Genomic DNA, 26,756 nt, shown 5'->3' with positions numbered 1-26,756 from the left:
GGACATTGAATCGATCGGACGATAATTAAGCCCTGCCCTTGGCGTTATCGCGTTATCGCTGAAGGAGAAACCGGTCTTTTTATCATAATCGTCAAACTGGCTAAAACGCAGACCAGCAATCAATGACCACTGTTCATTAAAGTGCAAATGTTCCTGCACATATACACCATAACGATTTGCGCGGGTGCCATCGGTATTTTTGTCTTGCAGCGTGTAAGTACTTGGATCGGTTTCACCATAATTAAGGTCAAAAATATTCAGGTTGCCAACACCTGTTTTATCCGTCGCCAACTTGTAGCTATATTCGGTTTCAACATAGTGATAATCGCCACCAAACAGGAACTCATGTTCAAAACCTAAGGCATCGAATGCATAAACAAAATCATTGGTTAAACTGATTTCATCGTTGGCACGAGCTTGCACTCGGTATTCACGCTTAATGGTGCCATCACCCATAATGGGCTTTTTATTGGCATCTAAGGTCGCCCAACCTCTTGATTCATGATATTGCTGCGTGGAATCATTATTCAAATAACGGATCTGAGTCTTGACCGAGAAATTATCGGTAAATTGATGATCGAGAATCGATTGCAGCACCAGTGCATCCATCTTCTGGAAGTCACTCTTCTCATTGGCATTATAGGATGGCGCAACAAGGAAATTACCGTCATTATCGACAGGCACGCCGCGCAGTCGATTGCCGCCTAAATCCTGCTTAATGATATCGAAGGTCGTGGTGAGCTTAGTATCATCACTGATTTCGTAGAGTAACCCACCCGCCACTTCAGCATTTTGGCTATCGGCATTATTTCGAAAGCTATCTTCCTGCTGATAATAGGCGCCAAAGCGATAGGCGAGATTTTGGGTTAAGCCGCTGGTCAAATCCAGCGAGCCACCCATCATATCCTCGCTGCCAGTGCTCAATGTCAGCTCTTTACTCTCAACAAAAGTTGGTTTTTTAGTGACATAGTTGATCATGCCGCCGGGTTCACCACCTCCATAAAGTGCCGATGCTGGGCCTTTTAACACTTCAACCCGCTGCACATTAAACAGTTGCGGCACAGAAAACCCCGAATAGGGATCGCCCCTTACCCCATCATAAAAGACATTGGCATCGTCACGGAAACCGCGAAAGGTCACGCCCGAATAACTGAACTCACTCACGCCAGCGATTGAGCGATATAAATCGGTAATATTGCGCGCCGCTTGGTCAACAATTAACTGCTCGGTCAGCACTTGCACCGACTGCGGCAATTCCATCACATTGATCGCCGTCTTAGTGCCAACCGTCGTTTCTTTATCGACGTACATTTGCATCGCGCGGCCATGCACGGCAATTCGCTCAGGTGCTGCCAACTTAACTTGCTCATAGGCTGCAGGCTCAGTCGATGCAGGACTTGCAACGGGTGAGCTCGTAGACAAGGTCTGCTGTGGAGCCTCTTTATCGAGTACAGTTTCAGCGGCGAATGCCGACTGATGTTGAGCGAGTGCAAGTGCAATTAATGAGTAGACGAAACGAGTCTTCACAGAATGTCCCCAGCGCGAGCGCATAAAAATGGCATAAACCAAAGGGTTTACAAATGTATTCAAACGAATTGGCCGTCATTATAAAGAATGATTTACGAATAACAACGATTATCATTTGAATTTACATGAATGTGAAATCTGTTAGGTAAATCCCTAGCGTCAGCTCACATAACCCTTGTTATGTTTGGTTATGACTAAAGCGAAAAAAGCGTCAGTAGCACGGACCTTAGATAGCAGTTTTAATCTGGGATAAGCAAAAGACTCACAGTATCGAGCTCAATATTGGCGTGGAACCGAAGAATGAAAACAAGTTAAAGATTTAAACCATACAAAAATAAAAACCAGCGACAGTGCGCTGGTTTTTGGCGGCTCTTGAGCTGTTCTTAAGCTGATTTGACTCAGCCGATAAGGTGAATGCTTAAAAGATAGCTTCATCCAATTGCGTGAGCATTTCACTCGCCTGCTCGATTTGCTTACGCAGACTGCGACCTTGCACAGCCCAGTAAGCCATATAAAAATCGGCAGTTTTCAATTTAGCTTGGTAAAATGCGGTTTCTTCAGTGCCCTGCTCCAGCGCCGCTAATGCCACCGCGGCACTTCTGGCCCACATCCACGCCAGTGCCGTCACCCCAAATAACTCCAAATAAGCCATTGAGGCTGCGCCAATAATGTCTGGATTGGTCGCAGCATGGGTCGCTAAATAACCACTGGCCTTTTGCAAATCACCCGCACAATCCATTAAGCCACTCACGTAAGGTTGCATCGACGCATTCGTACTATGCGACTTAATGAACTCAGTCACTAAAGCCGACCATTGCTGCATCGCCGCACCGCGGTCGCTAAGCAACTTACGCCCCACTAAATCCAGCGCCTGAATGCCGTTAGTGCCTTCATAAATCAGCGCAATACGGCTATCACGCACAAATTGCTCCATACCCCACTCATGAATATAACCATGTCCACCAAATACTTGCTGCGCATCGACACAGGCATTAAAACCACGGTTAGTGATAAAGCCTTTCACAACGGGCGTGAACAGGGCCGCTAACTGGGATGCCGCTTTTGCTTTGGCGGGATCGGTATGGCGCTCAGCTTCATCGAGCCACAAAGCTTGTTGTCCAACTAAGGCTCTTGCGCCTTCATTAAAGGCTTTTTGCGACAGCAACATACGGCGCACATCGCCGTGAACCAAAATCGGATCGGCGGCTTTTTCGGGGGCTTTGGCACCGCTTAAGGCGCGGCTCTGTAATCTGTCTTTGGCATAGGCTAGCGCATTTTGATAGGCAATCTCAGAGACACCCAGCCCTTGCACGCCCACGCCTAAACGCGCTTGGTTCATCATAGTAAACATGGCGCGCAGTCCTTGGTGCGGCTCACCAACAAGCTCGCCCAGCGCAGCTTCAAACACCATCACACAGGTGGAGTTACCGTGAATGCCCATCTTATGTTCAAGGCCGCTGGCATATAAAGTGTTCGGCGCGCCTAGGCTACCATCGCCATTCACTAATACTTTAGGTACCGCAAACAGAGATATACCCTTCACGCCTTCTGGCGCATCCGGCAAGCGGGCTAAAACGAGATGCACTATGTTGTCGGTGAGTTGGTGATCGCCTGAGGAGATAAAAATCTTCTCACCAGTAATAGCAAAAACGCCTTCGGATACAGGCACGGCTTTGGTGCGTAATAAGGCTAAGTCCGTACCGGCGTGGGACTCGGTCAAATTCATTGTCCCAGTCCATTCACCGCTGACCAGTTTACTCAAATATTTTTGCTTAAGCGCATCACTGCCGTGGGCATGAATGGCGGCATAGGCGCCATGGGTCAAACCGGGATACATGGCAAAGGCCATGTTAGTTGCCGTTTGTATCTCAGTTGCAAAAATCCCCACGACTTCTGGCAGGCCTTGGCCGCCATATTCAGGATCGCAGGTCAGTGTTGGCCAGCCATTATCAACAAACTGCTGATAGGCATTATCAAATCCTTCGGGGGTAATCACCTTGCCATCTACCAACTTACAGCCTTGCAGATCGCCGACACTATTGAGCGGTAACATAACTTCAGTACTAAAGTCGGCCATACCTTGCAGGATCGCATCAACAAGATCAGGATCGATTTCATCGAACCCCTTGAGTGCATCTTGCTGATAAATATGTAACATTTCATCGAGGATAAATTGATAGTCGCGCAGCGGCGCTTGATAGACTGGCATAATCGCTTCCCTTTTCTTGTTAGACTGCAACTCAACTAAGTGATCTGACCACTTTGATGCTCTGACCACTTTAGCTAAATTTGCCGAAAAAGAAAGCACCCCAACGGCCAGCAAAGACTTTTGTTTACACAAACGAACAGCGAAACCGTAAATTGATCGCAACAAAGCCTTATGTTATCGCGGAAAACTTTGTAAGCTAACTGCCTGTTTTTCTGATATGCCAGCAGAGTTAAGGATATTGCTACTATGGGTTCTGTCACTACTAAAAAGCACGCCAACGGGCTCGATTATGTCGAAGTGAATACGGCGTTATGTCAGGCAAGAATTTTTTTGCAGGGCGCGCAAATAGACTATTTTCAACCCGTAGGAAAACCACCTTTGCTGTGGGTTTCATCGGCTGACGATTATCAACCCGGTAATGGGATCCGTGGCGGTGTGCCCGTATGCTGGCCTTGGTTTGGCATGAGTAGTGAAGCGAACTTCCCCCAACATGGTTTTGCCCGTACCCGCATTTGGGCGCTGGAATCGGTAGAAATGCGTAATCAGTTAGTGGATTTACGTTTTAGCTTAAAAATCAGTGAGCAAGATAAAATCTATTGGCCGCATAACACTCAGGTCAGCGTGTTATTCACCCTAGGCGACACCCTGAGTATCAGTCTTGTGAATACCAACTTAGGCGATGAAACCGTGACGCTTACCCAAGCGCTGCACACTTATTTCCCGATTGAGGATATCCACCAACTCAAAGCGAGCGGTTTTAGTGGCTCAAAATACATCGAATTTGCCGAGGGACCTTATCCGCAAACCACGGATGAAGTGCTGTTTGATCGCGAGACAGATCGTGTCTATACCGAACTCGGCCCTGTGCAATTATTGCATACGCCGCAGGGGATAATTGAAGTCAGCCGTGAAAACAGCCAGTCAGCGGTATTATGGAATCCATGGATTGAAAAGTCACAACGCCTTGGCCGGTTTAATCCAGAGGATTATTTGACCATGGTCTGTCTAGAAGCGGCCAATGTTTTAGAAGATAAAGTCGTGCTTGCCCCAAGTGAAACCCACAGTTTAGTGACCCATATTCGCTGGAAAGACTAACGATTTAATATCCTCGTTCTTAAAATCTAGAGCTTAAAATCGAGAGCTTAATATCTAGTTCTAAATCCTAGTCAAAAAACGATACAAACAAAAATGCCCAGTCCTATTGCCGACGCTATCGGGACTGGGCATTTTTATCAGTGCAAGATCTAAGTTTTATAGGCTTATTTCGCCGATTTCTCTAGGCGCGCTAACAAGCTAGACGTATCCCAGCGGTTACCGCCCATGCCCTGCACTTCTGAATAAAATTGATCGACTAACGCGGTTAATGGCAAGTGTGAACCATTGCGGCGGGCTTCTTCTAAGGCTATGCCTAAATCTTTACGCATCCAATCGACGGCAAAACCAAAATCATAGCTTTGGCCCCACATGGTTTTGTAGCGATTTTCCATTTGCCAGCTTTGCGCCGCGCCTTTACTGATCACTTCAATCACTTTCTCGCCATCAAGACCCGCCTTGCGCGCAAACTGTAATGCTTCCGCCAAACCTTGCACCACACCCGCGATACAGATTTGGTTCACCATCTTAGTTAACTGACCTGCACCAACCTCACCTAAACGCTCGGCGCAGCGGGCAAAAGCTTCAATAACGGGTTTAACCCGGGCAAACACAGCTTCATCGCCACCAACCATCACAGTCAACACGCCATTTTCGGCGCCCGCTTGACCGCCAGACACGGGCGCATCGAGGAAATCAACGCCCTTTTCTGCTAACACTTGATGAAGCTCACGGGCTACATCGGCCGAAGCCGTAGTATGGTCAACTAACACTGCGCCCTTTTCCATGCCATGAATAACGCCATCACTCCCTAATACCACTTCACGCAGGTCGTTATCATTGCCCACACAAGTAAACACAATATCTTGACCCTCTGCCGCTTCCTTTGGTGTTGGGCAGCAACGTCCGCCATAGGTGTCGACCCAAGTTTGTGCTTTAGCAAAAGTGCGATTATAAACAGTGACCTCATGGCCTTTGTTGAGTAAATGTCTCGCCATGGGATATCCCATTACGCCCAAACCAATAAATGCGACTTTCGCCATGAAGTGCTCCTCAAATAAGTAAACAAGGTGAATCAATTAGAAATAGCTGAATCGAGTTTTATTTCATCTGTCCAATATGTTACCGCTAAAACCTCAACAACAAATACTAAAAAAATGCCACTGAGTGTTTCAATCTATAGGGTCAATTACGGATGCTTATTTAGGGGAATGGGCAGTAAAAATAATGGCGGCAGTGTAGCATTCATCCCGCATAGCGTCAGGTTGAAATCGGCCCCACAGGCAAACGTACTTTTCGACAGAGACAACAAAGGCGCAATAAGCGCCTTTGTTGATGTAATTTATGGGGCTATTTCACCACATGGGCTTCCATTTCGGCACCAATCTTTTTACGCATTTCCATCAAGCGCAGTGCAGAATCGCGCAAATGAATATCATGTTCCGTCTGTGGTACCCACTCAGGCACTGGCGTTGGCTGGCCGTTTTCGTCAACAGCCACCATGATCACAATACAGTGGGTAGTCAAATGACGCTCGGAAACCTTAGGATCGCCTGCGCGCACATCAATACCGATATGCATAGAAGTTTTACCCGTATAAATCACCTTAGCGCTGACTTCGACTATGTTGCCCACTAAAATGGGTTGTACAAAACGAATCCCGCCCGCATAGGCAGTAATACAATATTTACCACTCCAACCCGCTGCACAGGCATAGGCCGCGAGATCGATCCACTTCATCACAGCACCGCCGTGAACTTTACCACCAAAATTTACATCCGCAGGCTCTGACAAAAATCTCAGGGTGCTTTGTCTATCGATACCAGCCATATAACCTCAACTTATTCAGCCACTGTGGCTCAATGTCTTCGCGCAATAAGCTGAGTTTACGATAGAAATCCCCAATAGCGTAAAGATAATTACGATTGGCCTCGCCAAAGAATTCGATTTAACCAAAGTGACTAATAAGCACGCAGCAAAGCAGTAAACTCGGCAGGGCTAAGCGGTAAAGCCATAGCTGTAGCGCGCTGCTAACAAATCGTGTGCCCTTCGCAAAAGTGTACACACCTAAGCCAAGCATGAAGAAACCCAGCACTTCAAGACCCGAGGACATATTGCTGTCGCCACCGACATTAATCGCCGTCACCAATAAGGCAAACCAGACGACCACGTAAGCGGCTATTGCTAAGGTAAAAGTCTTGATCCCTATGTCCATGTTAGGATGCCAAACTTTAAATTCACCGCGGATCAATTCGGTAAGATTGGCCGTTAATGCGCCGATGAGGGGGACAAGCGGGATCACCGCAGGGTTTAACATGACACACTCCATCAAGATTAAATATATCTGTCATTATCTGTGGCCAATAGAATTAAACAAGCTTGATGAACAAAGGTTAACGTTATGGATATCAGGTAGTTAGAAAGTGATTCTTATCACAATAAAGGCGTGAGATAATGCTACTCAATTCACAATCTCAATGGATTTTATCCATAAAAAATGCGCCCTCAGGCGCATTTTTTCACTGTTTTTTTACACTATCAATGTGTGTTTTACACTTTCTTAAACAGTAATGAACCGTTAGTCCCACCAAAACCGAAGGAATTACACAGAGCGTAATCCATCTTCACGTCACGGGCAGTGTGGGCGACAAAGTCTAGGTCACAACCTTCATCGGGATTATCCAAGTTGATGGTTGGCGGTACGACTTGGTCGCGCAGTGCTAGTAAGGTGAAAATCGCTTCAACTGCACCTGCAGCACCTAAGAGGTGACCCGTCATCGATTTAGTCGAGCTAACCAGTACTTTATAGGCGTGATCGCCAAATACAGACTTAACCGCTGCCGCTTCTGCTTTATCACCCGCAGGCGTCGACGTACCGTGGGCGTTGATATAGCCAATTTGCTCCAGTGATAACTTAGCGTCATTAATGGCATTGACCATAGCCGCAGCAGCGCCAGCACCGTCGCTTGGAGGCGATGTCATGTGGAAAGCATCACCGCTCATACCAAAACCGACTAACTCGCCGTAAATGGTCGCACCGCGCGCTTTAGCGTGTTCGTACTCTTCCATCACCATCACGCCCGCACCATCACCGATCACAAAACCATCACGGTCTTTATCCCATGGACGACTTGCCGCAGTCGGATCGTCATTGCGTGTCGATAATGCTTTCGCTGCACCAAAACCTGCCACGCCTAAAGGAGAAGTGACATCCTCAGCACCGCCAGCCACCATCACGTCGGCATCGCCATAGGCAATGGTACGCGCTGCAAAACCGATATTGTGCACGCCTGTAGTACAAGCGGTCGTCACGGCGAAATTGGGTCCTTTCATGCCAAACATGATCGACAAGTGGCCCGAAATCATATTGATGATAGTGCTAGGCACAAAGAAAGGAGAAACCTTACGCGGACCACCATTCATCAAGGCGCTATGCCCTTGTTCAATCAACCACATGCCGCCCATACCCGCACCAATAGCAGTACCGACACGACCAGGGTTTTCTTTACTCATATCCAGACCTGAGTCTTGGATAGCTTGGATGCCAGCCGCCATACCGTATTGAATAAAGAGGTCCATCTTACGGGCGTCTTTTTTCGTTACGTATTGCTCAACATCGAAATCTTTTACTGAACCACTGAAACGGGTGGTAAATTCACTGGCATCAAATTTGGTTATCGGTGCAATACCACTCTTACCCGAAAGCAAAGCCTTCCAAGTAGTATCGACAGTATTGCCCACTGGAGTTACTAACCCCAAACCGGTTACCACTACACGACGTTTAGACACGGCAGTCACCTTTAAATACTAAATTTGTTAGTTCTGATAGATAAAACAAGATTTTCTATCATTAGACAATTTCTTAAATAACTTTATTTAGAACAATTCGCCAATCTGCGGCGAGCATCTCGTGGATAACAATTAAAACACGATCCAGAGACGATTGAATGGCACGGAGGCAGAATTTGACGGGGGTAAAACAAAAACAGGCGGCAAAAATGCCGCCTGTCTTCAAGAATTCAGAATTACTGATTCTTAGAAACGTAGTCGATCGCTGCTTGAACAGTAGTGATCTTTTCAGCTTCTTCATCAGGGATCTCGGTATCAAACTCTTCTTCCAGAGCCATAACCAACTCAACAGTGTCCAGAGAATCTGCACCCAGATCGTCAACGAAAGATGCCGCTGGCTTAACGTCTTCTTCTTTAACGCCCAGTTGCTCTACAATGATTTTCTTTACACGTTCTTCGATGTTGCTCATTAGTTTTCTTTCCTATTCAAATTACGCACTTGCGTAAGATTGCGAGTAGTTTATTAGATTTGGCTGACAATGCAAGCTTAGTTTTCGTGGTCTAACCACGAAATTTCACTATCAATTGATACAGATCACTACTCAGTTGCGACAGAAATCCCTGCCATTCGCCCTTAAACCATGTACATGCCGCCATTCACATGCAAAGTTTCGCCTGTGATGTAAGCGGCTGAGTCCGAGGCCAAGAAGAGCACTGCGTTCGCAATTTCTTGCGCTTGCCCTAATCGTTCCATCGGAACCTGTGACATGATAGCTTTTTGCTGCTCTTCGGTCAGCTCATCTGTCATATCGGTCTGGATAAATCCAGGAGCGATAGCATTAACTGTAATTTGACGAGATGCAACCTCTCTTGCAAGAGATTTTGTAAATCCAATCAAACCCGCCTTTGCTGCCGAGTAGTTAACTTGACCTGCATTACCCATGGTACCTACCACTGAACCGATATTGATGATTCGGCCAAAGCGCTTTTTCATCATGGTACGCATCACAGGTTTTGATAGTCTAAATAACGATGTCAGGTTAGTGTCGATAATATCCTGCCATTCATCATCTTTCATCCGCATCAGCAGATTATCACGGGTTATACCCGCGTTGTTGACTAGAATATCAACATCACCGGCTTTTTCTTTGATCGAGGCGAATAAATGTGTAACAGATTCACTATCTGTGACATTAAGCACTAAACCAAAACCTTTGTCACCCAGATATTCTTGGATCGCCGCAGCGCCCTTCTCACTGGTTGCGGTTCCAATAACAACGGCACCGGCTTCGACCAGTGTCTCAGCGATCGCACGGCCAATACCGCGGCTCGCACCTGTCACCAAAGCCACTTTGCCGGTTAAATTCAGGTTGAAACTCATACAAACTCCTTACTCAGTTAATGCTGCTAATGAAGCGACATCATTAACCGCTTGGGCTGATAGTGATTTATTAATTCGTTTTGCTAATCCTGTCAATACTTTACCAGGACCACATTCCACCAGTTGGGTAATGCCTTTTTGGGCCATTAGCTCAACGGTTTCGCTCCAGCGTACAGGACAATATAACTGACGTACTAATGCATCTTTAATGTCAGCAGCAGAGTTGGGGGATGCCACATCAACGTTATTAATCACTGTAATTGCTGGGGGATTAAACTGTACATCGTTTAATGCCACGGCCAATTTATCCGCCGCAGGTTTCATTAATGCGCAGTGTGATGGCACGCTGACAGGTAACGCTACCGCCATTTTAGCGCCCGCAGCTTTACAAGCCGCTGCTGCACGCTCAACCGCGTCTTTTTGACCCGCGATAACCACTTGACCAGGACTGTTGAAGTTAACTGGGCTCACCACGTCGCCTTGAGCCGCTTCGGCACAAGCATTCGCAATACCCTCGTTATCTAAACCGATAATGGCATACATAGCGCCTGTGCCAGCAGGAACCGCTTGCTGCATCAGTTGACCGCGTAACTCCACCAACTTAATCGCGTCTTTAAAATCCATGACTCCGGCGCACACTAAAGCAGAATACTCGCCTAAGCTGTGACCTGCCAACATGGCTGGCATAGCTTTGCCTGAAGCCACGTAGGCACGCCAAATCGCCACACTCGCCGCTAATAGGGCTGGCTGGGTTTTATCGGTTTCATTTAAGCTTTCAACGGGACCTTGCTGAACCAATGCCCACAAATCGTAACCTAAGACGTCACTCGCTTCGGCAAAGGTTTGCCCGACAACGGCGTGTGATTCGGCAAGCTCGGCTAACATGCCTAGGGCTTGTGAACCTTGGCCTGGAAATACAAAAGCAACATTTTCCATATTCAAATTACCTATGGCTAACTTAATTTATTGAAAAATCATGTGGAAAACACATGTAGAACTTAGAAACGAATGAGCGCACTGCCCCACGCAAAACCAGCACCGAAGGCTTCAAGCAGCAGTAGTTGTCCACGCTGAATGCGGCCATCACGCACGGCTTCATCTAATGCGATGGGCACAGATGCAGCCGAGGTATTACCGTGTTTAGCTAAGGTCAATACGACTTTATCGAGACTCATATCGAGCTTTTTGGCGGTAGCATTGATAATACGGAAGTTAGCTTGATGCGGCACCAACCAATCAATTTCTGACTTATCGATATTGTTGATGCGCAGCGTCTCAGTCACAACATGGGACAATTGAGTCACTGCCACTTTAAAGACATCGTTACCTTTCATGGTCATAAAACCGACCGCTTCAGAGGTTTCGCCTTGGCGTGGTGGGAAAGCGCATTTCAATAAGTCGCCTTGGCGACCATCGGCATAAATGTGGGTAGAAATGATCCCTGGCGTTTCAGATGCACCAATCACAACGGCGCCCGCACCATCACCAAATAAAATAATCGTTGAACGATCTTCTGGCTCACATAGGCGAGACAGCACATCGGCACCAATCACTAAGACTTTTTTAGCAGCGCCCGTTTTAACAAATTGGTCGGCAACAGATAAAGCATAAACAAAGCCTGAACAAGCCGCAGCGATGTCGAATGCTGGAATGGTATGCACGCCAAGCATGGCTTGGATTTCACAGGCCGCAGCCGGAAAAGCATTTGGTGCACTGGTGGTGCCGCAAACGATCATGTCTAAGTCTGATGCTTCTATGCCAGCCATTTCCAGCGCTTTGAGTGCCGCTTGGTAGCCCATAGTTGAAACGGTTTCATCGAAGGCCGCAATGCGACGTTCTGATATACCTGTACGTTCAACAATCCATTGGTCGGTGGTTTCCACCATTTTTTCCAAATCTTGATTGCTACGCACCTGCACTGGCAGATAACTACCAGTTCCGAGAATTTTTGTATGCATAAGGAGGGATCAGTTATTTATATCTATAATAATTGATTTACTTTACATGCTGTTGAACTTTCTATTAATTTCAACTTAAGCTATGTCGATAAATCTTGATTTTGTACGCTGTTTTGTACACATCTAAAAGTTAGCCAGATTTGTACGCACTAAGTTTATCGCCGCAAAGTAACATAAAAAAACAGCTGGCAATAGAATTTATACCGCAAAACTGGTCTGCTTTGCTATGCAGTCTTGTCGCAAAGTTACATTAAGAATCAGACATCCTCACATTAATTGAAGTGATATTTTCATGAGCAAAGAATAATTGTGACTTAAGTCAAAAATAATCATCTTCATGTATGTAAGGGATTGGTGAGTTAACTGAAGATTCGCCCCAGTAACCAAATGCACTACCCCCAACAGGCATGCTGCCAGCTCCTTTGGTCAACACTCCGCAAGTAAAAGTCCCATCTGACTTAAGCCAAATTCCGACAGGGAAAGGAGTAAAACTTAGCTTTGCTGCTCCAATCAATCTGGCCTGATACATCGGTTTTTTTGTGGCGATGTTTGGGAATTGCTGCGGATTTGAATCGCCGATCGCATGCCAACCAGCTGAGCCTGGTGGATTTGCTAATGGCGTAGGTGAGCTGAGATAGCCTCTTGGCATTTCTGGTGGGTTCGCTGAACTGAATGCCACGCCGCCATCGTCACCATAAAACGCTAAACCCCAGCTTGGAAGGGTTTGCAAGGGTGAACCAAAGGCGATAATTTTAACTGCGCCAGATCTTGGCGGTTCGTCATTATAAGTCGAGCCAACATTATACAAACCGCCAGCTCTTAAACACTTAACGCGCCAATATCCGCCACTTGAATAAACGTAAGATGCCATGGCGTTGTAACCAGTATCGCTGACATAAACACTTGGAGGCGGTTCTGTTGATGCAATCGCGGTTGAAACATCTATTTCTCTATCTGAATTGGTAATTGTGTATTTAAATCTTTCTACGTTTAAACGGTTAGCATTTGATAAGGCCACCGCGACACCTCCGTCAGCAAATAAGATCCCGTAGTTATCTGGAACATTGGCAACAGGGTAATACGCATAAATATTAAATTTTACGACCGAGTTATTTAGCGGGGAGTCTGCGCCACCGTACCAAAGGCTTTGTGATAGCGTTACCCTTCCACCGTCGCACTTACTGCTAACAATGTAACCCGTGTAAACAGTGCTACCAAAGCTAACATAAGAGGTGTGCCTGACAGCGGCACCAGCAGGCTGAATAAACAGCCTGCAACCATTTGGTACGACAAAGTCTTGTACAACATCTGCGGCAGATAGATATTTTACTGTAAACTCAATTGTTCCTTTAAATGCCATTGGATACCATCCGCTGGTGATATCTATGGTTCTATCTTGAGCGTAAAGCGCTAATCCATAACTCATATAAGTTTGCCAAGTCTGATTTTAAGTGTGCCAGCTGCGTCATAGACATCGATTCTTTCATTGGTAATTCTCATTCGTCCTTGTCCAGCTTGATAACCATTTATCTCAAAAAGCCCATTTTTATCAAGCTTCCAACCAATCGAGTTTGCAACATAGTTTGTTGATTGGATGTAACTGCCGATCTTGGCATTTGTGATAGTTCCATCACCAATTACCGCGCTATTAATAAATACCTGACCGCCCTGAACCACGAAAGGTGTTGTGATGGTGGATGTGCCAGTGATTTGATTAACGATGGCAAATCTATCAGCAGTAAAGAGTACCTGCGATTGCATACCTTCAGGCGTGTTCTCAACGCCGATAGCCATACCCGCACCGTAATACTTACCATCTGCGGTTACGCCTACTTTTACCGAGTACATGGCTTGCAGCTTGCCATCTAACTCTGCAAGAGCGGTTGATGTTTGCTGCACTGCAGCTGATGCGTTATTAGCCGTCGCCTGAACAGTATTGATCTGTGTTGCTAGTGCGCTATCGGCATTTGCTCGAGCAGTTTGCTCGGTTTGAATCGCTGCAGCGTTTTGGGTAACGCCTTGTTGAGCTGCGTTTGCGGCGGCTTGGGCAGCAGCGGCTGCGCTGGCGGCATCGGTGGCCGCTTTATCAGTGACCGCAACCCATGCTGAACCACTCCAACGTTTTGGCGTGTTGGCATTGCCTGTGGTATCAATCCACAGGTTTTGCGCTAAGCGATCAGCAGCTGCAGGGGCCGTAGACTGGATCAGCACCTTGCCTTTGGTACCCGCTAAACCTGCAGCATCGGCAGCAGCTTGTGCGGCTGAGTTAGCGGCACTTTGAGCGGTTGATGCTGCGGCATTCGCAGCCGTCGCCGAGGCTTGAACTGTGGTGATATTTTGTGCCAAAGCACTATCTGCATCAGCCCGAGCTGTTTGCTCTGCCTGAATAGCAGCAGTATTTTGTGTGACGCCTTGCTGGGCGATATTTACAGCGGCTTGAACTGTAGTGATGTTTTGTGCCAAAGCACTATCTGCATCAGCACGGGCAGTTTGCTCTGCCTTAATTAAGGCGCCATTGGCATCCACAGTAGCCGAAATGCTGATGATCTGATTAGCGAGCGATTCGTCGGCTGTCGTCCTAGCCATTTGCTCAGTAATGATAGCGGCTGTATTTTTATCCATAGTCGCAGCGACACTTGCAATACTTTTCGCCAATGCCTCATCAGATGAAGCCCTTGCATATTGCTCAGACCACACGCCAGCGAGTACAACTGTAGTTCCAGCATTCCAGCTCATATCGCCAGCAAGAGGTGGGTTTACTTGCGCAAATATACCGTCAATGCGTGATGCCTGAGCGGTATCTGCATCAGCTCTTGCTGTTGCTTCAGTTTGTATTGCTGCAGCATTAGCTGACGCCGATGCTTGTACTGTCGTGATACTCTGAGCCAAAGCACTATCTGCATCAGCCCTAGCGGTTTGCTCTGCCTGAATAGCAGCAGTATTTTGCGTGACGCCTTGCTGGGCTATATTTGCAGAAGCTTGAACAGTAGTGATATTTTGTGCCAAAACGCTATCAGCATTAGCCCGAGCGGTTTGTTCTGCCTGAATAGCTGCAGTGTTTTGAGTCGCGCTTTGCTGTGCTGCATTTGCAGCAGCTTGAACAGTGGTGATGTTCTGTGCCAAAGCACCATCTGCATCAGTCCTAGCTGTTTGCTCTGCTTGAATGGCGGCGGCATTTTGAGTAACACCTTGCTGTGCTGCATTAGCTGTAGCTTGAACTGTCGTTATGCTCTGCGATAAAGCACTATCTGCATCAGCCCGAGCAGTTTGCTCTGCCTGAATTGCTGCAGTATTTTGTGTAACACCTAGCTGTGCAGCATTCGCCGCAGATTGGACTGTAGTAATATTTTGTGCCAAAGCGCTATCGGCATTGGCTCGAGCGGTTTGCTCTGCCTGAATTGCTGCAGTGTTTTGTGTCACTCCTTGCTGTGCAGAATTAGCTGTAGCTTGAACTGTCGTTATGCTCTGTGCCAAAGCACTATCTGCGTCTGCACGAGCGGTTTGCTCTACCTGAATAGCAGCAGCGTTTTGAGACACGCCTTGCTGCGCTTCATTTGCTGCAGCTTGAGCTGCGGCAGCTGCACTAGCAGCATCAGTTGCGGCTTTATCGGTTACCGCTACCCATGCTGAACCACTCCAACGTTTAGGCGTATTCGCATTGCCAGTGGTATCAATCCACAGGTTTTGCTCTAGACGATCAGCCACCGCAGGTGCTGATGATTGGATCATCACCTTACCTTTAGTGCCCGCTAATCCTGCTGCGGCGGATGCAGCTTGGGCTGCTGAATTAGCTGCCGTTTGCGCAGTTAATGCTGCGGTATTAGCAGCCGTCGCCGAGGCTTGAACTGTAGTGATATTTTGTGCCAATGCACTATCTGCATCAGCCCGAGCAGTTTGCTCTGCCTGAATAGCTGCAGTGTTTTGTGTAACACCTTGTTGCGCTGCATTTGCTGCAGCCTGAGCAGCTGCAGCTGCACTAGCAGCATCAGTCGCGGCTTTGTCGGTAACAGCCGACCATGCGATCCCATTCCAACGCTTAGGCGTATTAGCATTGCCTGTAATATCAATCCACAGATTCTGAACTAAACGATCAGCGACTGCTGGATAAGATGACTGTATCAATACCTTGCCCTTAGTCCCTGCTAATCCTGCAGCATCCGCAGCGGCTTGAGCGGCTGAGTTAGCGGCACTTTGAGCGGTTGATGCTGCGGTATTAGCGGCAGTCGCCGAGGCTTGTACTGTAGTGATGTTTTGTGCCAAAGCGCTATCTGCATCAGCCCTAGCGGTTTGCTCTGCTTTGATCAAGGCACCATTGGCGTCGACACTAGCTGAAATACTGATGATCTGATTAGCGAGCGATTCATCGGCTGTCGTTCTAGCCATTTGCTCAGTAATGATAGCGGCTGTATTTTTATCCAAAGTCGCAGCAACACTTGCAATACTTTTTGCTAATGCCTCATCTGCTGAAGCCCTCGCATAGTGCTCAGACCACACGCCTGCAAGCACAGTAGTAGTCCCCGCATTCCAGCTCATATCACCAGCAATTGGAGGATTTACCTGTGCAAATATACCGTCAAGTCGTGATGCCTGTGATACTAGCTGACCATCAATATTTTCAATGGAGTTTTCAACAGTATCAATGCGAACAGTCAATGCTGATACTGCTTCACCTAAAGATGAATACTCACCTATTTTTGTCCAATAAGACGTATTAGTTGGCAAAGTTCCAGCAGGAACAGTCTGCTTTGCTGAATAAAGTTTGCTTTGGTACTTAACTAATTGCCCAGTTAGATAAGCAGAATTACTATCCCAATCAGGGGCTCCAGATATATCTGCAATTTCAGACTGTATTTGGTCAATTACTGTTTGTGTTTGGCTAAGTGTGTCTTCAATGCTGGGGATTTTATTGGCTTCAAATTGAATTTGTTCTATTTGTGGAATAACAACATTATTAAGTTGATTATCAATGCTCGGGATTTTATTAACTTCGACTTGGATCAGTTCAATCTGAGGGATGACAACTTCATTAAGCTGACTATCAATGCTCGGGATTTTGTCCGTTTCAATTTTAATTAGCGGGATCAGTTCTATCTCGCCGAGCAACTCCTGCCCTAGTGCTGAAGATGTAATGCGCTCGCTGAAATACTCATCATATTTTGTTTGATCTGTCGATGACTGTCCGCTTACAAATCCTGACCATGGCCCAACGTTACCAGTGCGATCGACTAACCGAGCCCTAAACCAAAAGCTGGCGCCGGCACTTAGTCCCGTCATGGTGTGAGTTGCAATGGGGTAAGCAAAATCACCCAACTTGATCATGCCACTATCGTTATTGTTGGGCCCGTACTCAAGCTCAGTACGTAAAGTATCCTCAGCACCTGCAGGGAATAACCAATTAAGCCTGATACCAAACACTAATGCCGTAGCGGTAAATGATGCGACTGCAGGCGGTAAGCCAGTTTTACCTGTGATATTGGTCAGCTCTGATGACTTTGGTACCGACGAAACATCAACCGAGTTAATTGCACGAACTCTAGCAATATATTGCCCGGTGTAAACGCCGCGGATATCAACCGATGTGCTGCTGGTTTTTGGCAGTTTTATCCACTCGCCTGAGTCTTTACGCCATTCCACTTCATAAGCAACCGCATTTTTTGCTGTCGCCCACAGAATCGTCATAGTAGTGACTGCGAGTGTTTGCTCGGTGAATACTGACTGTGAAATGGTGACAGTAGCCGGAGCTTCTTGGGCACCGATGGGCAGTTTGCTTATAGGGCGTTCTTCTAACCGTGCGCCTGTATCAATGTAAGGATATTTGCTTGGGTTATGCTCAACTGCGGTGATCTCGTACTCAATGCTGTCGCTATTTGCTTTGGCTACGCGCAGCACTCTAAATTGCTGCAACTTTAGCTCGTCTGACTCAACCGACCATAGCAGTTGCGGCCGTGGGGTTTCACTGTATTCCGTTGTTACCGTTACCTCACGGCCATTAACGGCCTCAATAGTACGTGCCTGCGCTTTACCGCTGGGCAAGTTGATAATGAGTCGATCATTCACCGCAATTGTGTCCGCACGGTCTAAGGTAATCTGCTTGCCGTTAACCGCCGAGATTCGACCTCCAATGCGGCTACCTGCAATCAATTGATCTGCTATGCCGATAACGAAGCCAGGTAATGGGATGCTGCCGTCCATGCCAACTTTAAAATTGACGGCACGGTCATTGTTATTGGTATAAATAGCCCACTTGCCACGGCGTTGCGCTTCTGATTCTCGGGTACAACCTAAGGCCGATAATTCGATCACGTTGTCGCCATAGCGGCGCTGTAATGGTTGATCTGATACAGAGGTAACATCGGATTCATAAGCATTATCAGGGTTATCCCAGCTGATTAATGCTCGAGTGTATTTAACTTTTTCGCTGCTGGATGAATAGCTAAACTTTCCGTCAATCACATTGGCATTAGTGTAAATAAAATCAATGTCGCGCGGCATGTCAGCAACTGAGTACATTTGGCCGTTTGACCAATAAGTCATGCCACGATAGATAGAAGCCAAATCGCGCAATACCTGCCACGCTTCGGTGGCTTGCTGGATGTATATATTACAGATATAGCGAGGCTCCATGCCGCCTTTGCCATCAGGAACCAACTGGTCGCAATACTGTGCAATCTGGTAAAGCTCCCATTTGTCCACCAGCGCAGCATTAATCCTGCGACCTGTACCGAAACGGTCATCAAGGATGATGTCGTAACTCACCCATGCTGGATTATCGGTCCATGCAATTTTAAAGCTGCCATCCCACACGCCAGCATAATCACGAGTCAGTGGATTGTAGTTAGTGGGCACCTTTACTTTGCGCATAAAGGGCTCGCAAGATATAACTGGGATGTTTTGGAATTGGCTGGCGTCAAACTCGACATAGAGCAGTGCCGTATTGGGGTACTTTAGCTTGCGGTCAATAACATCGGTGATCGCCGCGATTTGCATTAAATCAGCGACACGATTGTTGTTTTGATTTGGGGTAAGTCGGCGAATACGGATTTGCCAGTTATTGCCTGTTGGTAAATCAATGCGGTGGCTGCGCTCGTAGGGTTGGGTGGTTTTACCATCAACAGCCGTGCTTAACACGGTTTGATAGCTGCCGCCGTCAGTAGATAGATCAATGGCGTATGCAATGCGATAGCCATTTACATCACCGTTATCGAGCTGTTGTTGCAGTGCTGGCCAGCGAAAGCGCACACGTACAGCAGAGAGTAATGAGTTAGTGATGGCGCGGGCGTAAGGCTGATCTGATTTTAACTCAATACCTAAGGCTACTTCATTTTCAACCGATGGAAGCCCTGGGATATAAGTTTGATGTGCAGTGCCTGGGCGAAAGTCCCAAATAACACCGGGGAAGTTTTCGGCGCCATTGGGATCCAGTAGTGGCGTACCATCTAAAAAGACATTCTGGCCCGATAATTGGCCGTCAAACTCCCCTTCACCGATTGCCAGTAAGATTTTAGCTTTAGCAATTGAGCGCAGATCATCTGGTGATTCTACTGGCGAACGCTGCTCACCTTCGCCCGCTTTGGCGCCATGAATAGTCAGTTGTTGATTTAATGCAGGAATACCCATGCTGATTATTACTCCTGTTGACTGCCGCCGCCATTACCACCACCCGATTGAATTGGGCGCTTTGATGTAGCAATATCTTCGGCATAAATGCCTGCACTAATAATGGCGCCACCAATGCGGCGCTTACCGTAACCAATGCCGACTGGGTTGCCAGCAGCAGTGGTATTTACCGCCCCACCAAAGGCATAACTTGGGGCGTTCTCTGCGGCTTCCCTACCCTTCAGTCCTTTCGCTTGCGGTGAGAGCATTTGGATAACCCCGCCAGCAACCATGCTAATACCGGCTCCAATTAAGGGGGCTCCAAATGGCGTCGCTGATAAAAAAGCACCCGCAACGATTAACACTACCCCTACAATAGTTTGGAGAATGCCACCCCGCTTACTGCCACCTACAACTGGCACAATGCGGATTTCCCTTGTTCCAGCCAAATCAAACTCATCTTCGCCTGTGTTTTTACCATTGCGAAAAATGGCATAGCGCAATCCAAGCTTTGCCTGTTCTTTAATGAACTGCTCAAACCCTTGCAAGGTATTCCTAATGGCACTAAATGCTTCAGTTGTCGTTCCAGTATCTAAAAATCGTTTATGCTCACGACCAAACTTTTTAGCCAGCGATCCGGAGAATTTGATGGTGGTCAGTTGATTTATGCTCATAGGTTTTTTCTACAAATTTGAGGCAATAAAAAAGCCACCTAAAAGGTGGCTTGCGGTCGTAAGTATTAGATGCGGCTATCCGCATTGTTATAGCAGGATAAATAAATTACATCACTGGGGCAATAGACTCTGGCAAGCCATTTTGCTCAAACTTAAGCACTATATTACGGACATTATTGGCAACACAAAAACCATCACTAATATGTCCCACCATATCAACCCCAGCTCTTGACCCAAGTGCCTCAAATACACCAGCAAGCTTGTACTGATAAAAAGCATTTTTTAAGCAGACCATGTGATGGCAAAGTGCATTAATGTTAGTAATATCATTATTTTGCAATTGATTAGCTGGAGGATTAACAGGTTTTGCTGGTAAGTACTCCCCATCTAATGCCAACTTATGCGCATACTCAACAGCTTCATTTAATTGACCAACCTCTAATTGATCAAGATGGTCAATATTAAACCGCTGATGAATCATAGCGTAGGCATCTGGATACATTAGACCTTTCTTTGACACTAGAAGATTAACTGCATTACGCAAACCTGTACGTTCATCAGTTGTCGTCTTTTTTGGTGCAGTGCCACTCAGTTGCTTTGCCATCCAGTTAAAGGCATTGATATAGGCTTCTTTGATCATCGCCGCCTTTTTGCCTGTAAAGCCCATCACCAAAAACATAAAGCCGTCTTTGGTCATTTTATACATAGGCAGATTACGGCCTGTTGAGTCTTTGAATTCACTCTCCTCAAAATTGAGGGCAGTGAATTCTAATGAACATTCAAGAACTTTAAGCTTACGTAGAACGTTGTCATGCCTTCTTCCAAAGGCCTCTGCCACATTAATTGACGTAGTTATTAATGTGCCGTCTTGGGTGGTGACTAGATGATTTAATGATTGAATTGTGTTAACGTTATTCATGTTCGATTCCTTGGTAGGTACGGACGTTGTTAAAGAGGCCTCAACTGTTCTAGCAGTTGGGGCTTCGTCATTTATATAACTCATGTAGCCTCCTGATTTTTTCCTTTTAACCCATACGCCTTTTCTAGCTGGTAACAAACTTCACTATTAAGTGTTCTATTGCTCAACTCTGATGCTTTTATTAACTGAGCTTTTAGCTCTGGACTAAGCCTACATTTAATCTGCGGGTAATCACGTACTTTCATATGGCACTCCAATCAATGCCGCACGGTGCGACAACACCAAGTATGCGCACGGTGCGGCATTGATGTCAACCCCACCGTGCGGCATAATGAAATAAGAGGTGAGTATGCGCGAACATCCACAATTAAGATTAAGAGTTGCTCCTGAACTTAAAGAGCAAATAGATCAATCAGCTAAGATTAACGGCAGATCAATGAATGCCGAGATAGTGCATCGCTTAGAGCTTAGCTTTGTTGCAGATCAAAATCCTGCAGCGGCAAGCTTGCTGCATGGTGACGCGCTGGAAAATTTGCTAACCCCAACACTGCCAGCATCAATAGCGGGTAAAATCGCCAGAAACAATGCTAACTCTGGTATTGCATTGGCATCTGTTTTTGTTGATGAAATTAACGAGCTGATCAATGGAGCAGTAGTGTTAGGTAAGCGTAAAATTGAACTTGATATAACAAAAATAATCGGCTCAATGCCAGCGACTGATGCAGAAATATCTATTGCATTAAAGTTGGTTGAAAAGATATTTGATGATGCTGGTTACTCTGTAGAAATAAAAAGCGACAGCATTATTATGACGTTCTAGTTTTAATCCAGATAATAATAGGCCACCAAAAGGTGGCCTATTTCGCAACTATTGCGACATGATGACTTCAGCAGTTTCACCATCTTGAAGATAAACTCTTTTCAGTAATAACCCTCCTTGCCGACTGTAGTCGCCAGTCATCCAAGTGATTGAGGTTGTAACGTAATAAGTGCCATCGGAAAGATCTTTAAACTTAAACCGACCTTCTGAATCACAAACTGTTGTTTTTGAATATTTGTCATAATCAGCTGGGCGTGGGGGCATTTTCTTATTGAATATCCCTTCATCTGCTGCGAATCCGTTCTCTGTCGTACCAAAGTATGCTAAGGCGCGTTCTGTGGCATATTCAGTTGCTGGAACAAGCTGAACAGACATGCCAGAGCAAGTCACTACCCCACCACCACGCTGGCGCAGAAACGCATTTCCTTCAATAGCGTTGTTACCTTTTTCCATTAATTTTTTAGCTTCAGCGGCATCAAATTGAGTGTTTAACTTTACTGTCGGTGATGCACAGCCAGCTAATGAAATAAGAAAAACAGCAGCCAACCCTAATTTTAGTTTTTTCATTGTTTAATCCATTAATTCAATTAATAAAGTACCGTACGTTACCACTATGCCAACGACCTAGCAGGCTGTAAAGTTTTTAGCCTCGCTCTGCTACATAACGCACAATCATCCTTGTATTGCGCTGCCAGTAACCGCCGTAAATATCGTAGCGGCTAAGGCGACCATAGAGGTGGTGCAGGATTTTACCGTCGCCGACATAAACAGCAGCATGATTGACTCGCTGACTTTGAATTTGCATTAAGATGCCGTCACCAATTTGAAGATCTGCAAGATTGACATTGGGTTGCGCTACAAATCCCGCTTTAGCAAAGTTATCGAGATAAAGCTCTTGCTCACCTTCCCACCAACCGTCTTGGCGCTCAAAGTCTGGCAATAAAATGCTTTGAACATCGTGGTACCAGTCGCGAACACAGCTATAGCAATCCCATACCCCATGCACAAACGGACGACCTAACAAGGGTTGACGTTCACCCGTTGGCACCATAGAACGTAAATCGCCGTCTGGCCAACTAAGGATATGCCAAGGTAAGCCGCTCGCCTCACACATGGCAATATCACGTTGGCTAGGCTTGCTACTCGCATCTGGGTGGCTGTGGCAGATGCCTATGATCTGCCCTTGTTCTTCAATATCAGCATATTGCAGTGGATCAATCACAAACTCATCTGCTTTGTTAGTTGCCTTGTTATCGCATGGCACATAACAAGGCTTGTTACCTTGCAGGATGATCAGCCCACAGCATTCATTGGGGTAGCAGTTGGCCGCATGCTGAGTAAAAGCATGCAAGAGTGTTTGATGCATAGTGACCTGCTTAGGTTGACTCTATTTAAAATTATGATCACGCTCACTGTTGACAACTGTCAACAGCATTGATATATTTCTTCTTGCTAACAACATGGAGGAATAATTTATAGCAGAACATACAAATAAAGAGATTAATGCTGCAATTCAATACGCAATTGAGAATGGCTGGAAGTTTAATTCTAGCAAAGGCCATCCATTTGGACGATTAAGATGCGGATCGTCTGATGAAGAGCATAAAACTCATCAAATGAGCGTCTGGTCTACACCTAAAAACCCTGAGAATCATGCTAAGCAGATAATTAGGAAAGTTGATAGTTGTAAACCAATGTAAAATTTTAAAGCGAGGGGTATACCCCTCCTTTATATCAAGGCAGTCAATCTGATTACCTTATCTGATGGCATAGCCATCACGGAGTAACATTATGAAAACATTTTCTTTTTCGCTTGTGTTAGATGGCGTAAACTCTAACACTCCATATTTGGAAGATGCACTATTTGAAGCCGGGTGTGATGATGCACTTGTATGCTTTTATGGTAATACTGTTTACTTAGAGTTTGATCGGGAAGCCGAGAGCTTTCATTCAGCAATATTTTCAGCAATCAAAGCAATCGAAAATTCAGGTATTGGAGCAAAAGTAATATCTGTTGATGCTGGAGATTATGTAGGAATCAGTGATATATCAACACTAAGTAGTATTACCAAGCAATCAATCGCATTACTTAAAGATGGTAAACGTGGGGCAGGAAACTTCCCGAATCCTGTTCTACGATTAACTTCTCAACAGCCTTTATGGCGCTGGGGTGATGTAGCTAATTGGTTAGCTAATAATCAAAAAATTGATAACGAACTAGCAAGAAATGCTGAAACAGTAGAAGCATTTAATTTAGCATTAGAGCTAAGAGAACCTAGGAAATGCGATGAAATATTAACTCTCACGCATGCCCTACAAAACCAACGTACAGAAATGTGCGTTTAAACTCCATGTAGTTAGCACGAATAAAAGCCCGTCAATTTGACGGGCTTTTTTTTATTCGTTTAACGTATAAGCCGAACGCTGGGGAATCCGCCGTGGGGTAATTCTTCATTTTCACCAAATCGTAAAGTACAACCGGCTATCGTGCCAGAACATTGATCCAGCGCAGGGTTATCAGTTGGCTCGTCATCTTCGGTAAACATGGCTTCACCTGTGTAGCCACAATCGGCACCGCGATATGCACCGCGTTGGCACCATGAGCAATAGGCAGTCATTTGTCGGCCGATTTTTTGGCCTGACAAGTCAGCAGGGTTTGATAGCTCAAAAGTGACAGCGACATTATCCTCATTCACCTTTTTATCAACATACCAAATTTCAACCGCTTCTTGTGTTGGATCCGCTTCGCTATTGCCACTGGGGAAGTTGGTCGCATCAAGGTATTTAGCCAGCGTTCGGCGAATCGTGACCTTGGCTTGTTCCATGTTCTGAAAATACAAGCACAGGGCGCTGATACTGCCATCGATGTTGGCAACGGTGAGTGTTGGCGTACTTGGGGAGCCATCAGAGTTAACTTCCACCCCTTCTAACTGCGCTGGCCATGCGCTGTACTGTTCGCCTTGCCAATGGATGATCCGAGCGGGTAAATTAGGCTGATTAAGATCCGCATCTGAGTACGGGATATTGTGGGCATGAAAGCGCAGGATATCGGCGCCAAAGGCAGTACCATCGATTCCATAGAGAATAACCTCATTGCCCGGTTCGAGGGTTTGAATATCGGCACTACGCATCAGCTGCACCTGAGATTGGGTAACGGGCTTTAATTTCTAATATTTTATCGCGCCAATGTTGCTCGCTTTCTGGCGTTTGGTCGTATTGCCACTCCATATAAAGCGGGTCTGACTCTTCTCGATACGCAGCCTTACGTTTTTCGATGTTTTGCGACAGCTCAAAGTCACGCTGAGCGAGCACAGAGTTAACCTGCTCAGTGCTCATGCCTAAGTTGTTCATGTATTCACGCGACACATCAGTGTGCGATACGCCGTTAAATAAATATGTGAATTTTTCATTCATTGCTGTTTATCCTGAACGGCTTGCTAAGCAAAGCCTTTTTTAGGTTTATCTTCAGTAAGTAAGGCGGTCAATCTGCCGCCAAGAGTAAGAGAACATCTGCGCCTTCTCGAAAAATAAGTGCAGCACACAAAGATTCAGGCTTCACTACACAAAGAAAGCTGGACGGAAACCGATGCTGCTGCTCACATACGAGCGCGGATTGCCCAAGTTGAGCGCGCCCAGCCCGGCGTCCGCGCCGTTGCCCAAGTTGCCACCGCGGATCGGGAACCGGTCACCGTAGTTTCTCGCGGCAATGTAACCCCCGACCGTTGATGTGGTGGCCGATTCAATTAACAGCTTGCGCAATAGCTCGTTTGGCGCGTAGCCCACTGCTTTAGTGATGGCAGCAAAGTGCGAGGCGGTTAAGTATGGGTAATCGTTTGAATCGTCATTCATCGGACCGTTGCGCTTAGTCACCGCATTACTGAGGATTGGCGCGCCAGCGCTGCCCGCGCCGGTTTGGTTATCAGTAGGTGAATCAAAATAAGCAGCGTGTTTGTGCCAGTTTGCTTCAGCCACTGCAGGGTTATTGTCCAACGTAGTAATAATCTGACCATCATCTAGCTTAAATTGATCTAACCATTCCCAAACATTTCCGACTAAATCACACACACCAAAACTGGTATGGTCATGATTCCAAGTAGATGGCCCTTTGCCCGTGTCCGTTCTACCTGTACCGCTTACGTCCCCAGGTGCACCATTATCGGAGCGCCGCGCGGTTTCCCATTTTTTCTCGTGCGAGCGCCCATAGTTTGTGTTGCCGCGCGGCACAGTTCCATTAGCAAGGGACCACAACGCAATAGCTGCCCATTCATGCACTGACATCATGTGCCAATTTGCGCCTTTGCGCGTACACAGCTCTTTGGCTACATCGTAGTTAACGGATGTGCGCGGCTGTACGCCACCAATGACTGCACTACCATTGGCGGCTGCTGAGGCTAAATACTTGCCGATTAATATCTCGCCGCGAGGTACGCCGTTAGTCTGGAACGCAGGGTGAACCCCAGTGCCAAGGTTTAAGTCAACCAGCCCTAGGTCTTCAACATTAAAACGCGGAATAACAACCATCACGTTTGGATTGCCTTGGGCATCGTAAATGACTGTATTACGTCCACCGGATAAGGCTTCAACTTCTTGGCGGCGTGGGTCTTTTATCAGAATTTGCAGCCCTGCATTGTCAAGCACTTGATTGTCGTTTGCGGTACCAACAGTACGACTTGCTGCATTTTCAGTTTGTGAAAAATTAGCATTAACCTTTTCAAATGCGTTTCTGGCTGCATCGCCACCGACACCGCTTGGTGCTGTGCCTAAGTTGATTGTTGCTATGGTCATAGATAA

General features: G+C 46.4%; 23 protein-coding genes. 3 read left to right on the top strand and 20 right to left on the bottom strand.

Annotated elements, in window-relative coordinates:
* Together FW758_RS05900 and FW758_RS05895 are read right to left on the bottom strand one after the other, a co-directional pair.
* Window positions 1-1,551: TonB-dependent siderophore receptor (locus FW758_RS05900; protein ID WP_446444899.1), on the bottom strand; the 1,551-nt coding region annotated here is incomplete at its 3' end.
* Window positions 1,552-1,945: 394 nt separating this feature from the next.
* Window positions 1,946-3,736, bottom strand: coding sequence for an acyl-CoA dehydrogenase C-terminal domain-containing protein (locus FW758_RS05895; protein ID WP_259527503.1), 1,791 nt, complete (start codon window positions 3,734-3,736; stop codon window positions 1,946-1,948).
* Between the two features lie 246 nt (window positions 3,737-3,982).
* Between FW758_RS05895 and FW758_RS05890 the strand changes: the two genes are divergently transcribed.
* The gene (locus FW758_RS05890) at window positions 3,983-4,831 is read left to right on the top strand and encodes a D-hexose-6-phosphate mutarotase (protein WP_446444897.1); all 849 of its coding nucleotides are present in this window, start codon (window positions 3,983-3,985) and stop codon (window positions 4,829-4,831) included.
* A 164-nt stretch (window positions 4,832-4,995) separates the two neighbouring features.
* Here the strand turns inward: FW758_RS05890 and FW758_RS05885 are convergent, their stop codons facing one another.
* The 13 genes from FW758_RS05885 to FW758_RS05825 all read right to left on the bottom strand — a co-directional run bounded on the left by FW758_RS05885 (window position 4,996) and on the right by FW758_RS05825 (window position 21,390).
* Entirely contained in the window at window positions 4,996-5,871 is an 876-nt protein-coding gene (locus FW758_RS05885) for an NAD(P)-dependent oxidoreductase (RefSeq protein ID WP_259508390.1), read from the bottom strand.
* A gap of 307 nt (window positions 5,872-6,178) precedes the next feature.
* Window positions 6,179-6,658, bottom strand: a complete 480-nt coding sequence (locus FW758_RS05880) for an acyl-CoA thioesterase (protein ID WP_106650221.1) — start codon at window positions 6,656-6,658, stop codon at window positions 6,179-6,181.
* A 118-nt stretch (window positions 6,659-6,776) separates the two neighbouring features.
* The gene (locus FW758_RS05875; RefSeq protein ID WP_012088890.1) at window positions 6,777-7,145 is read right to left on the bottom strand and encodes a hypothetical protein; all 369 of its coding nucleotides are present in this window, start codon (window positions 7,143-7,145) and stop codon (window positions 6,777-6,779) included.
* A gap of 233 nt (window positions 7,146-7,378) precedes the next feature.
* Window positions 7,379-8,617 (bottom strand): beta-ketoacyl-ACP synthase II, encoded by a 1,239-nt coding sequence (gene fabF / locus FW758_RS05870; RefSeq protein WP_446444896.1) that lies wholly within the window; start codon window positions 8,615-8,617, stop codon window positions 7,379-7,381.
* A 236-nt stretch (window positions 8,618-8,853) separates the two neighbouring features.
* The gene (gene acpP, locus FW758_RS05865; RefSeq protein ID WP_006081231.1) at window positions 8,854-9,087 is read right to left on the bottom strand and encodes an acyl carrier protein; all 234 of its coding nucleotides are present in this window, start codon (window positions 9,085-9,087) and stop codon (window positions 8,854-8,856) included.
* Window positions 9,088-9,251: 164 nt separating this feature from the next.
* Window positions 9,252-9,998, bottom strand: a complete 747-nt coding sequence (gene fabG, locus FW758_RS05860; protein ID WP_006081230.1) for a 3-oxoacyl-ACP reductase FabG — start codon at window positions 9,996-9,998, stop codon at window positions 9,252-9,254.
* 9 nt (window positions 9,999-10,007) lie between these two features.
* Window positions 10,008-10,934, bottom strand: a complete 927-nt coding sequence (fabD, locus tag FW758_RS05855) for an ACP S-malonyltransferase (protein ID WP_446444895.1) — start codon at window positions 10,932-10,934, stop codon at window positions 10,008-10,010.
* A gap of 62 nt (window positions 10,935-10,996) precedes the next feature.
* Entirely contained in the window at window positions 10,997-11,956 is a 960-nt protein-coding gene (locus FW758_RS05850; protein ID WP_006081228.1) for a beta-ketoacyl-ACP synthase III, read from the bottom strand.
* A gap of 319 nt (window positions 11,957-12,275) precedes the next feature.
* Window positions 12,276-13,382, bottom strand: a complete 1,107-nt coding sequence (locus tag FW758_RS05845; protein ID WP_446444894.1) for a hypothetical protein — start codon at window positions 13,380-13,382, stop codon at window positions 12,276-12,278.
* Window positions 13,379-19,573, bottom strand: a complete 6,195-nt coding sequence (locus tag FW758_RS05840) for a phage tail tip fiber protein (protein WP_446444893.1) — start codon at window positions 19,571-19,573, stop codon at window positions 13,379-13,381. Before FW758_RS05840 ends, FW758_RS05845 begins: the two co-directional genes overlap by 4 nt.
* A gap of 8 nt (window positions 19,574-19,581) precedes the next feature.
* Window positions 19,582-20,226: a tail assembly protein gene (locus FW758_RS05835; protein ID WP_446444892.1), complete on the bottom strand. Its 645-nt coding sequence runs from the start codon at window positions 20,224-20,226 to the stop codon at window positions 19,582-19,584.
* A gap of 106 nt (window positions 20,227-20,332) precedes the next feature.
* Window positions 20,333-21,145: a Rha family transcriptional regulator gene (locus FW758_RS05830; RefSeq protein ID WP_446444891.1), complete on the bottom strand. Its 813-nt coding sequence runs from the start codon at window positions 21,143-21,145 to the stop codon at window positions 20,333-20,335.
* Between the two features lie 80 nt (window positions 21,146-21,225).
* On the bottom strand, window positions 21,226-21,390 hold the full coding sequence (locus tag FW758_RS05825) for a hypothetical protein (RefSeq protein WP_446444890.1): 165 nt from the start codon (window positions 21,388-21,390) through the stop codon (window positions 21,226-21,228).
* 104 nt (window positions 21,391-21,494) lie between these two features.
* On the opposite strand from FW758_RS05825, the gene FW758_RS05820 reads away from it, so the two are divergent.
* On the top strand, window positions 21,495-21,965 hold the full coding sequence (locus tag FW758_RS05820) for an Arc family DNA-binding protein (protein ID WP_446444889.1): 471 nt from the start codon (window positions 21,495-21,497) through the stop codon (window positions 21,963-21,965).
* Window positions 21,966-22,013: 48 nt separating this feature from the next.
* Here FW758_RS05820 and FW758_RS05815 read toward each other — a convergent pair whose 3' ends face one another.
* Window positions 22,014-22,532, bottom strand: coding sequence for a hypothetical protein (locus FW758_RS05815; protein ID WP_446444888.1), 519 nt, complete (start codon window positions 22,530-22,532; stop codon window positions 22,014-22,016).
* A gap of 76 nt (window positions 22,533-22,608) precedes the next feature.
* Entirely contained in the window at window positions 22,609-23,331 is a 723-nt protein-coding gene (locus FW758_RS05810; RefSeq protein ID WP_446444887.1) for a C40 family peptidase, read from the bottom strand.
* Between the two features lie 425 nt (window positions 23,332-23,756).
* On the opposite strand from FW758_RS05810, the gene FW758_RS05805 reads away from it, so the two are divergent.
* A complete protein-coding gene (locus FW758_RS05805) occupies window positions 23,757-24,311 on the top strand; it encodes a hypothetical protein (protein ID WP_446444886.1) in 555 nt (184 codons plus the stop codon).
* A gap of 59 nt (window positions 24,312-24,370) precedes the next feature.
* Here the strand turns inward: FW758_RS05805 and FW758_RS05800 are convergent, their stop codons facing one another.
* The 3 genes from FW758_RS05800 to FW758_RS05790 all read right to left on the bottom strand — a co-directional run bounded on the left by FW758_RS05800 (window position 24,371) and on the right by FW758_RS05790 (window position 26,750).
* Window positions 24,371-25,096 carry a phage minor tail protein L gene (locus tag FW758_RS05800; RefSeq protein ID WP_446444885.1) on the bottom strand — a complete coding sequence of 242 codons (726 nt, stop codon included), beginning with the start codon at window positions 25,094-25,096 and terminating at the stop codon, window positions 24,371-24,373.
* Entirely contained in the window at window positions 25,089-25,379 is a 291-nt protein-coding gene (locus tag FW758_RS05795) for a hypothetical protein (RefSeq protein WP_263192450.1), read from the bottom strand. The genes FW758_RS05800 and FW758_RS05795 overlap by 8 nt, the downstream gene beginning before the upstream one ends.
* A 144-nt stretch (window positions 25,380-25,523) precedes the next feature.
* Window positions 25,524-26,750, bottom strand: coding sequence for an SUMF1/EgtB/PvdO family nonheme iron enzyme (locus tag FW758_RS05790; protein ID WP_446444884.1), 1,227 nt, complete (start codon window positions 26,748-26,750; stop codon window positions 25,524-25,526).
* Window positions 26,751-26,756 lie beyond the last annotated feature (6 nt).

It is taken from the genome of Shewanella sp. 1180_01 (assembly GCF_052850535.1).
Note: the sequence above shows the minus strand (reverse complement) of the source record. Positions and strands in the feature narration are given on the sequence as shown.

What these genes read in the sequence shown, in the direction of transcription:
- FW758_RS05820 (WP_446444889.1), top strand. Translation starts at nt 21,495, where the DNA reads ATGCGCGAACATCCACAATTAAGATTAAGAGTTGCTCCTGAACTTAAA.
- fabG (WP_006081230.1), bottom strand. Translation starts at nt 9,998, where the DNA reads ATGAGTTTCAACCTGAATTTAACCGGCAAAGTGGCTTTGGTGACAGGT.
- FW758_RS05875 (WP_012088890.1), bottom strand. Translation starts at nt 7,145, where the DNA reads ATGTTAAACCCTGCGGTGATCCCGCTTGTCCCCCTCATCGGCGCATTA.
- FW758_RS05845 (WP_446444894.1), bottom strand. Translation starts at nt 13,382, where the DNA reads ATGAGTTATGGATTAGCGCTTTACGCTCAAGATAGAACCATAGATATC.
- FW758_RS05800 (WP_446444885.1), bottom strand. Translation starts at nt 25,096, where the DNA reads ATGCGTAGTGCCGATATTCAAACCCTCGAACCGGGCAATGAGGTTATT.
- FW758_RS05805 (WP_446444886.1), top strand. Translation starts at nt 23,757, where the DNA reads ATGAAAACATTTTCTTTTTCGCTTGTGTTAGATGGCGTAAACTCTAAC.
- FW758_RS05815 (WP_446444888.1), bottom strand. Translation starts at nt 22,532, where the DNA reads ATGAAAAAACTAAAATTAGGGTTGGCTGCTGTTTTTCTTATTTCATTA.
- FW758_RS05830 (WP_446444891.1), bottom strand. Translation starts at nt 21,145, where the DNA reads ATGAATAACGTTAACACAATTCAATCATTAAATCATCTAGTCACCACC.
- FW758_RS05880 (WP_106650221.1), bottom strand. Translation starts at nt 6,658, where the DNA reads ATGGCTGGTATCGATAGACAAAGCACCCTGAGATTTTTGTCAGAGCCT.
- FW758_RS05890 (WP_446444897.1), top strand. Translation starts at nt 3,983, where the DNA reads ATGGGTTCTGTCACTACTAAAAAGCACGCCAACGGGCTCGATTATGTC.
- acpP (WP_006081231.1), bottom strand. Translation starts at nt 9,087, where the DNA reads ATGAGCAACATCGAAGAACGTGTAAAGAAAATCATTGTAGAGCAACTG.
- FW758_RS05810 (WP_446444887.1), bottom strand. Translation starts at nt 23,331, where the DNA reads ATGCATCAAACACTCTTGCATGCTTTTACTCAGCATGCGGCCAACTGC.
- FW758_RS05790 (WP_446444884.1), bottom strand. Translation starts at nt 26,750, where the DNA reads ATGACCATAGCAACAATCAACTTAGGCACAGCACCAAGCGGTGTCGGT.
- FW758_RS05840 (WP_446444893.1), bottom strand. Translation starts at nt 19,573, where the DNA reads ATGGGTATTCCTGCATTAAATCAACAACTGACTATTCATGGCGCCAAA.
- FW758_RS05795 (WP_263192450.1), bottom strand. Translation starts at nt 25,379, where the DNA reads ATGAATGAAAAATTCACATATTTATTTAACGGCGTATCGCACACTGAT.
- FW758_RS05850 (WP_006081228.1), bottom strand. Translation starts at nt 11,956, where the DNA reads ATGCATACAAAAATTCTCGGAACTGGTAGTTATCTGCCAGTGCAGGTG.
- fabD (WP_446444895.1), bottom strand. Translation starts at nt 10,934, where the DNA reads ATGGAAAATGTTGCTTTTGTATTTCCAGGCCAAGGTTCACAAGCCCTA.
- FW758_RS05885 (WP_259508390.1), bottom strand. Translation starts at nt 5,871, where the DNA reads ATGGCGAAAGTCGCATTTATTGGTTTGGGCGTAATGGGATATCCCATG.
- FW758_RS05895 (WP_259527503.1), bottom strand. Translation starts at nt 3,736, where the DNA reads ATGCCAGTCTATCAAGCGCCGCTGCGCGACTATCAATTTATCCTCGAT.
- FW758_RS05825 (WP_446444890.1), bottom strand. Translation starts at nt 21,390, where the DNA reads ATGAAAGTACGTGATTACCCGCAGATTAAATGTAGGCTTAGTCCAGAG.
- FW758_RS05835 (WP_446444892.1), bottom strand. Translation starts at nt 20,226, where the DNA reads ATGAGCATAAATCAACTGACCACCATCAAATTCTCCGGATCGCTGGCT.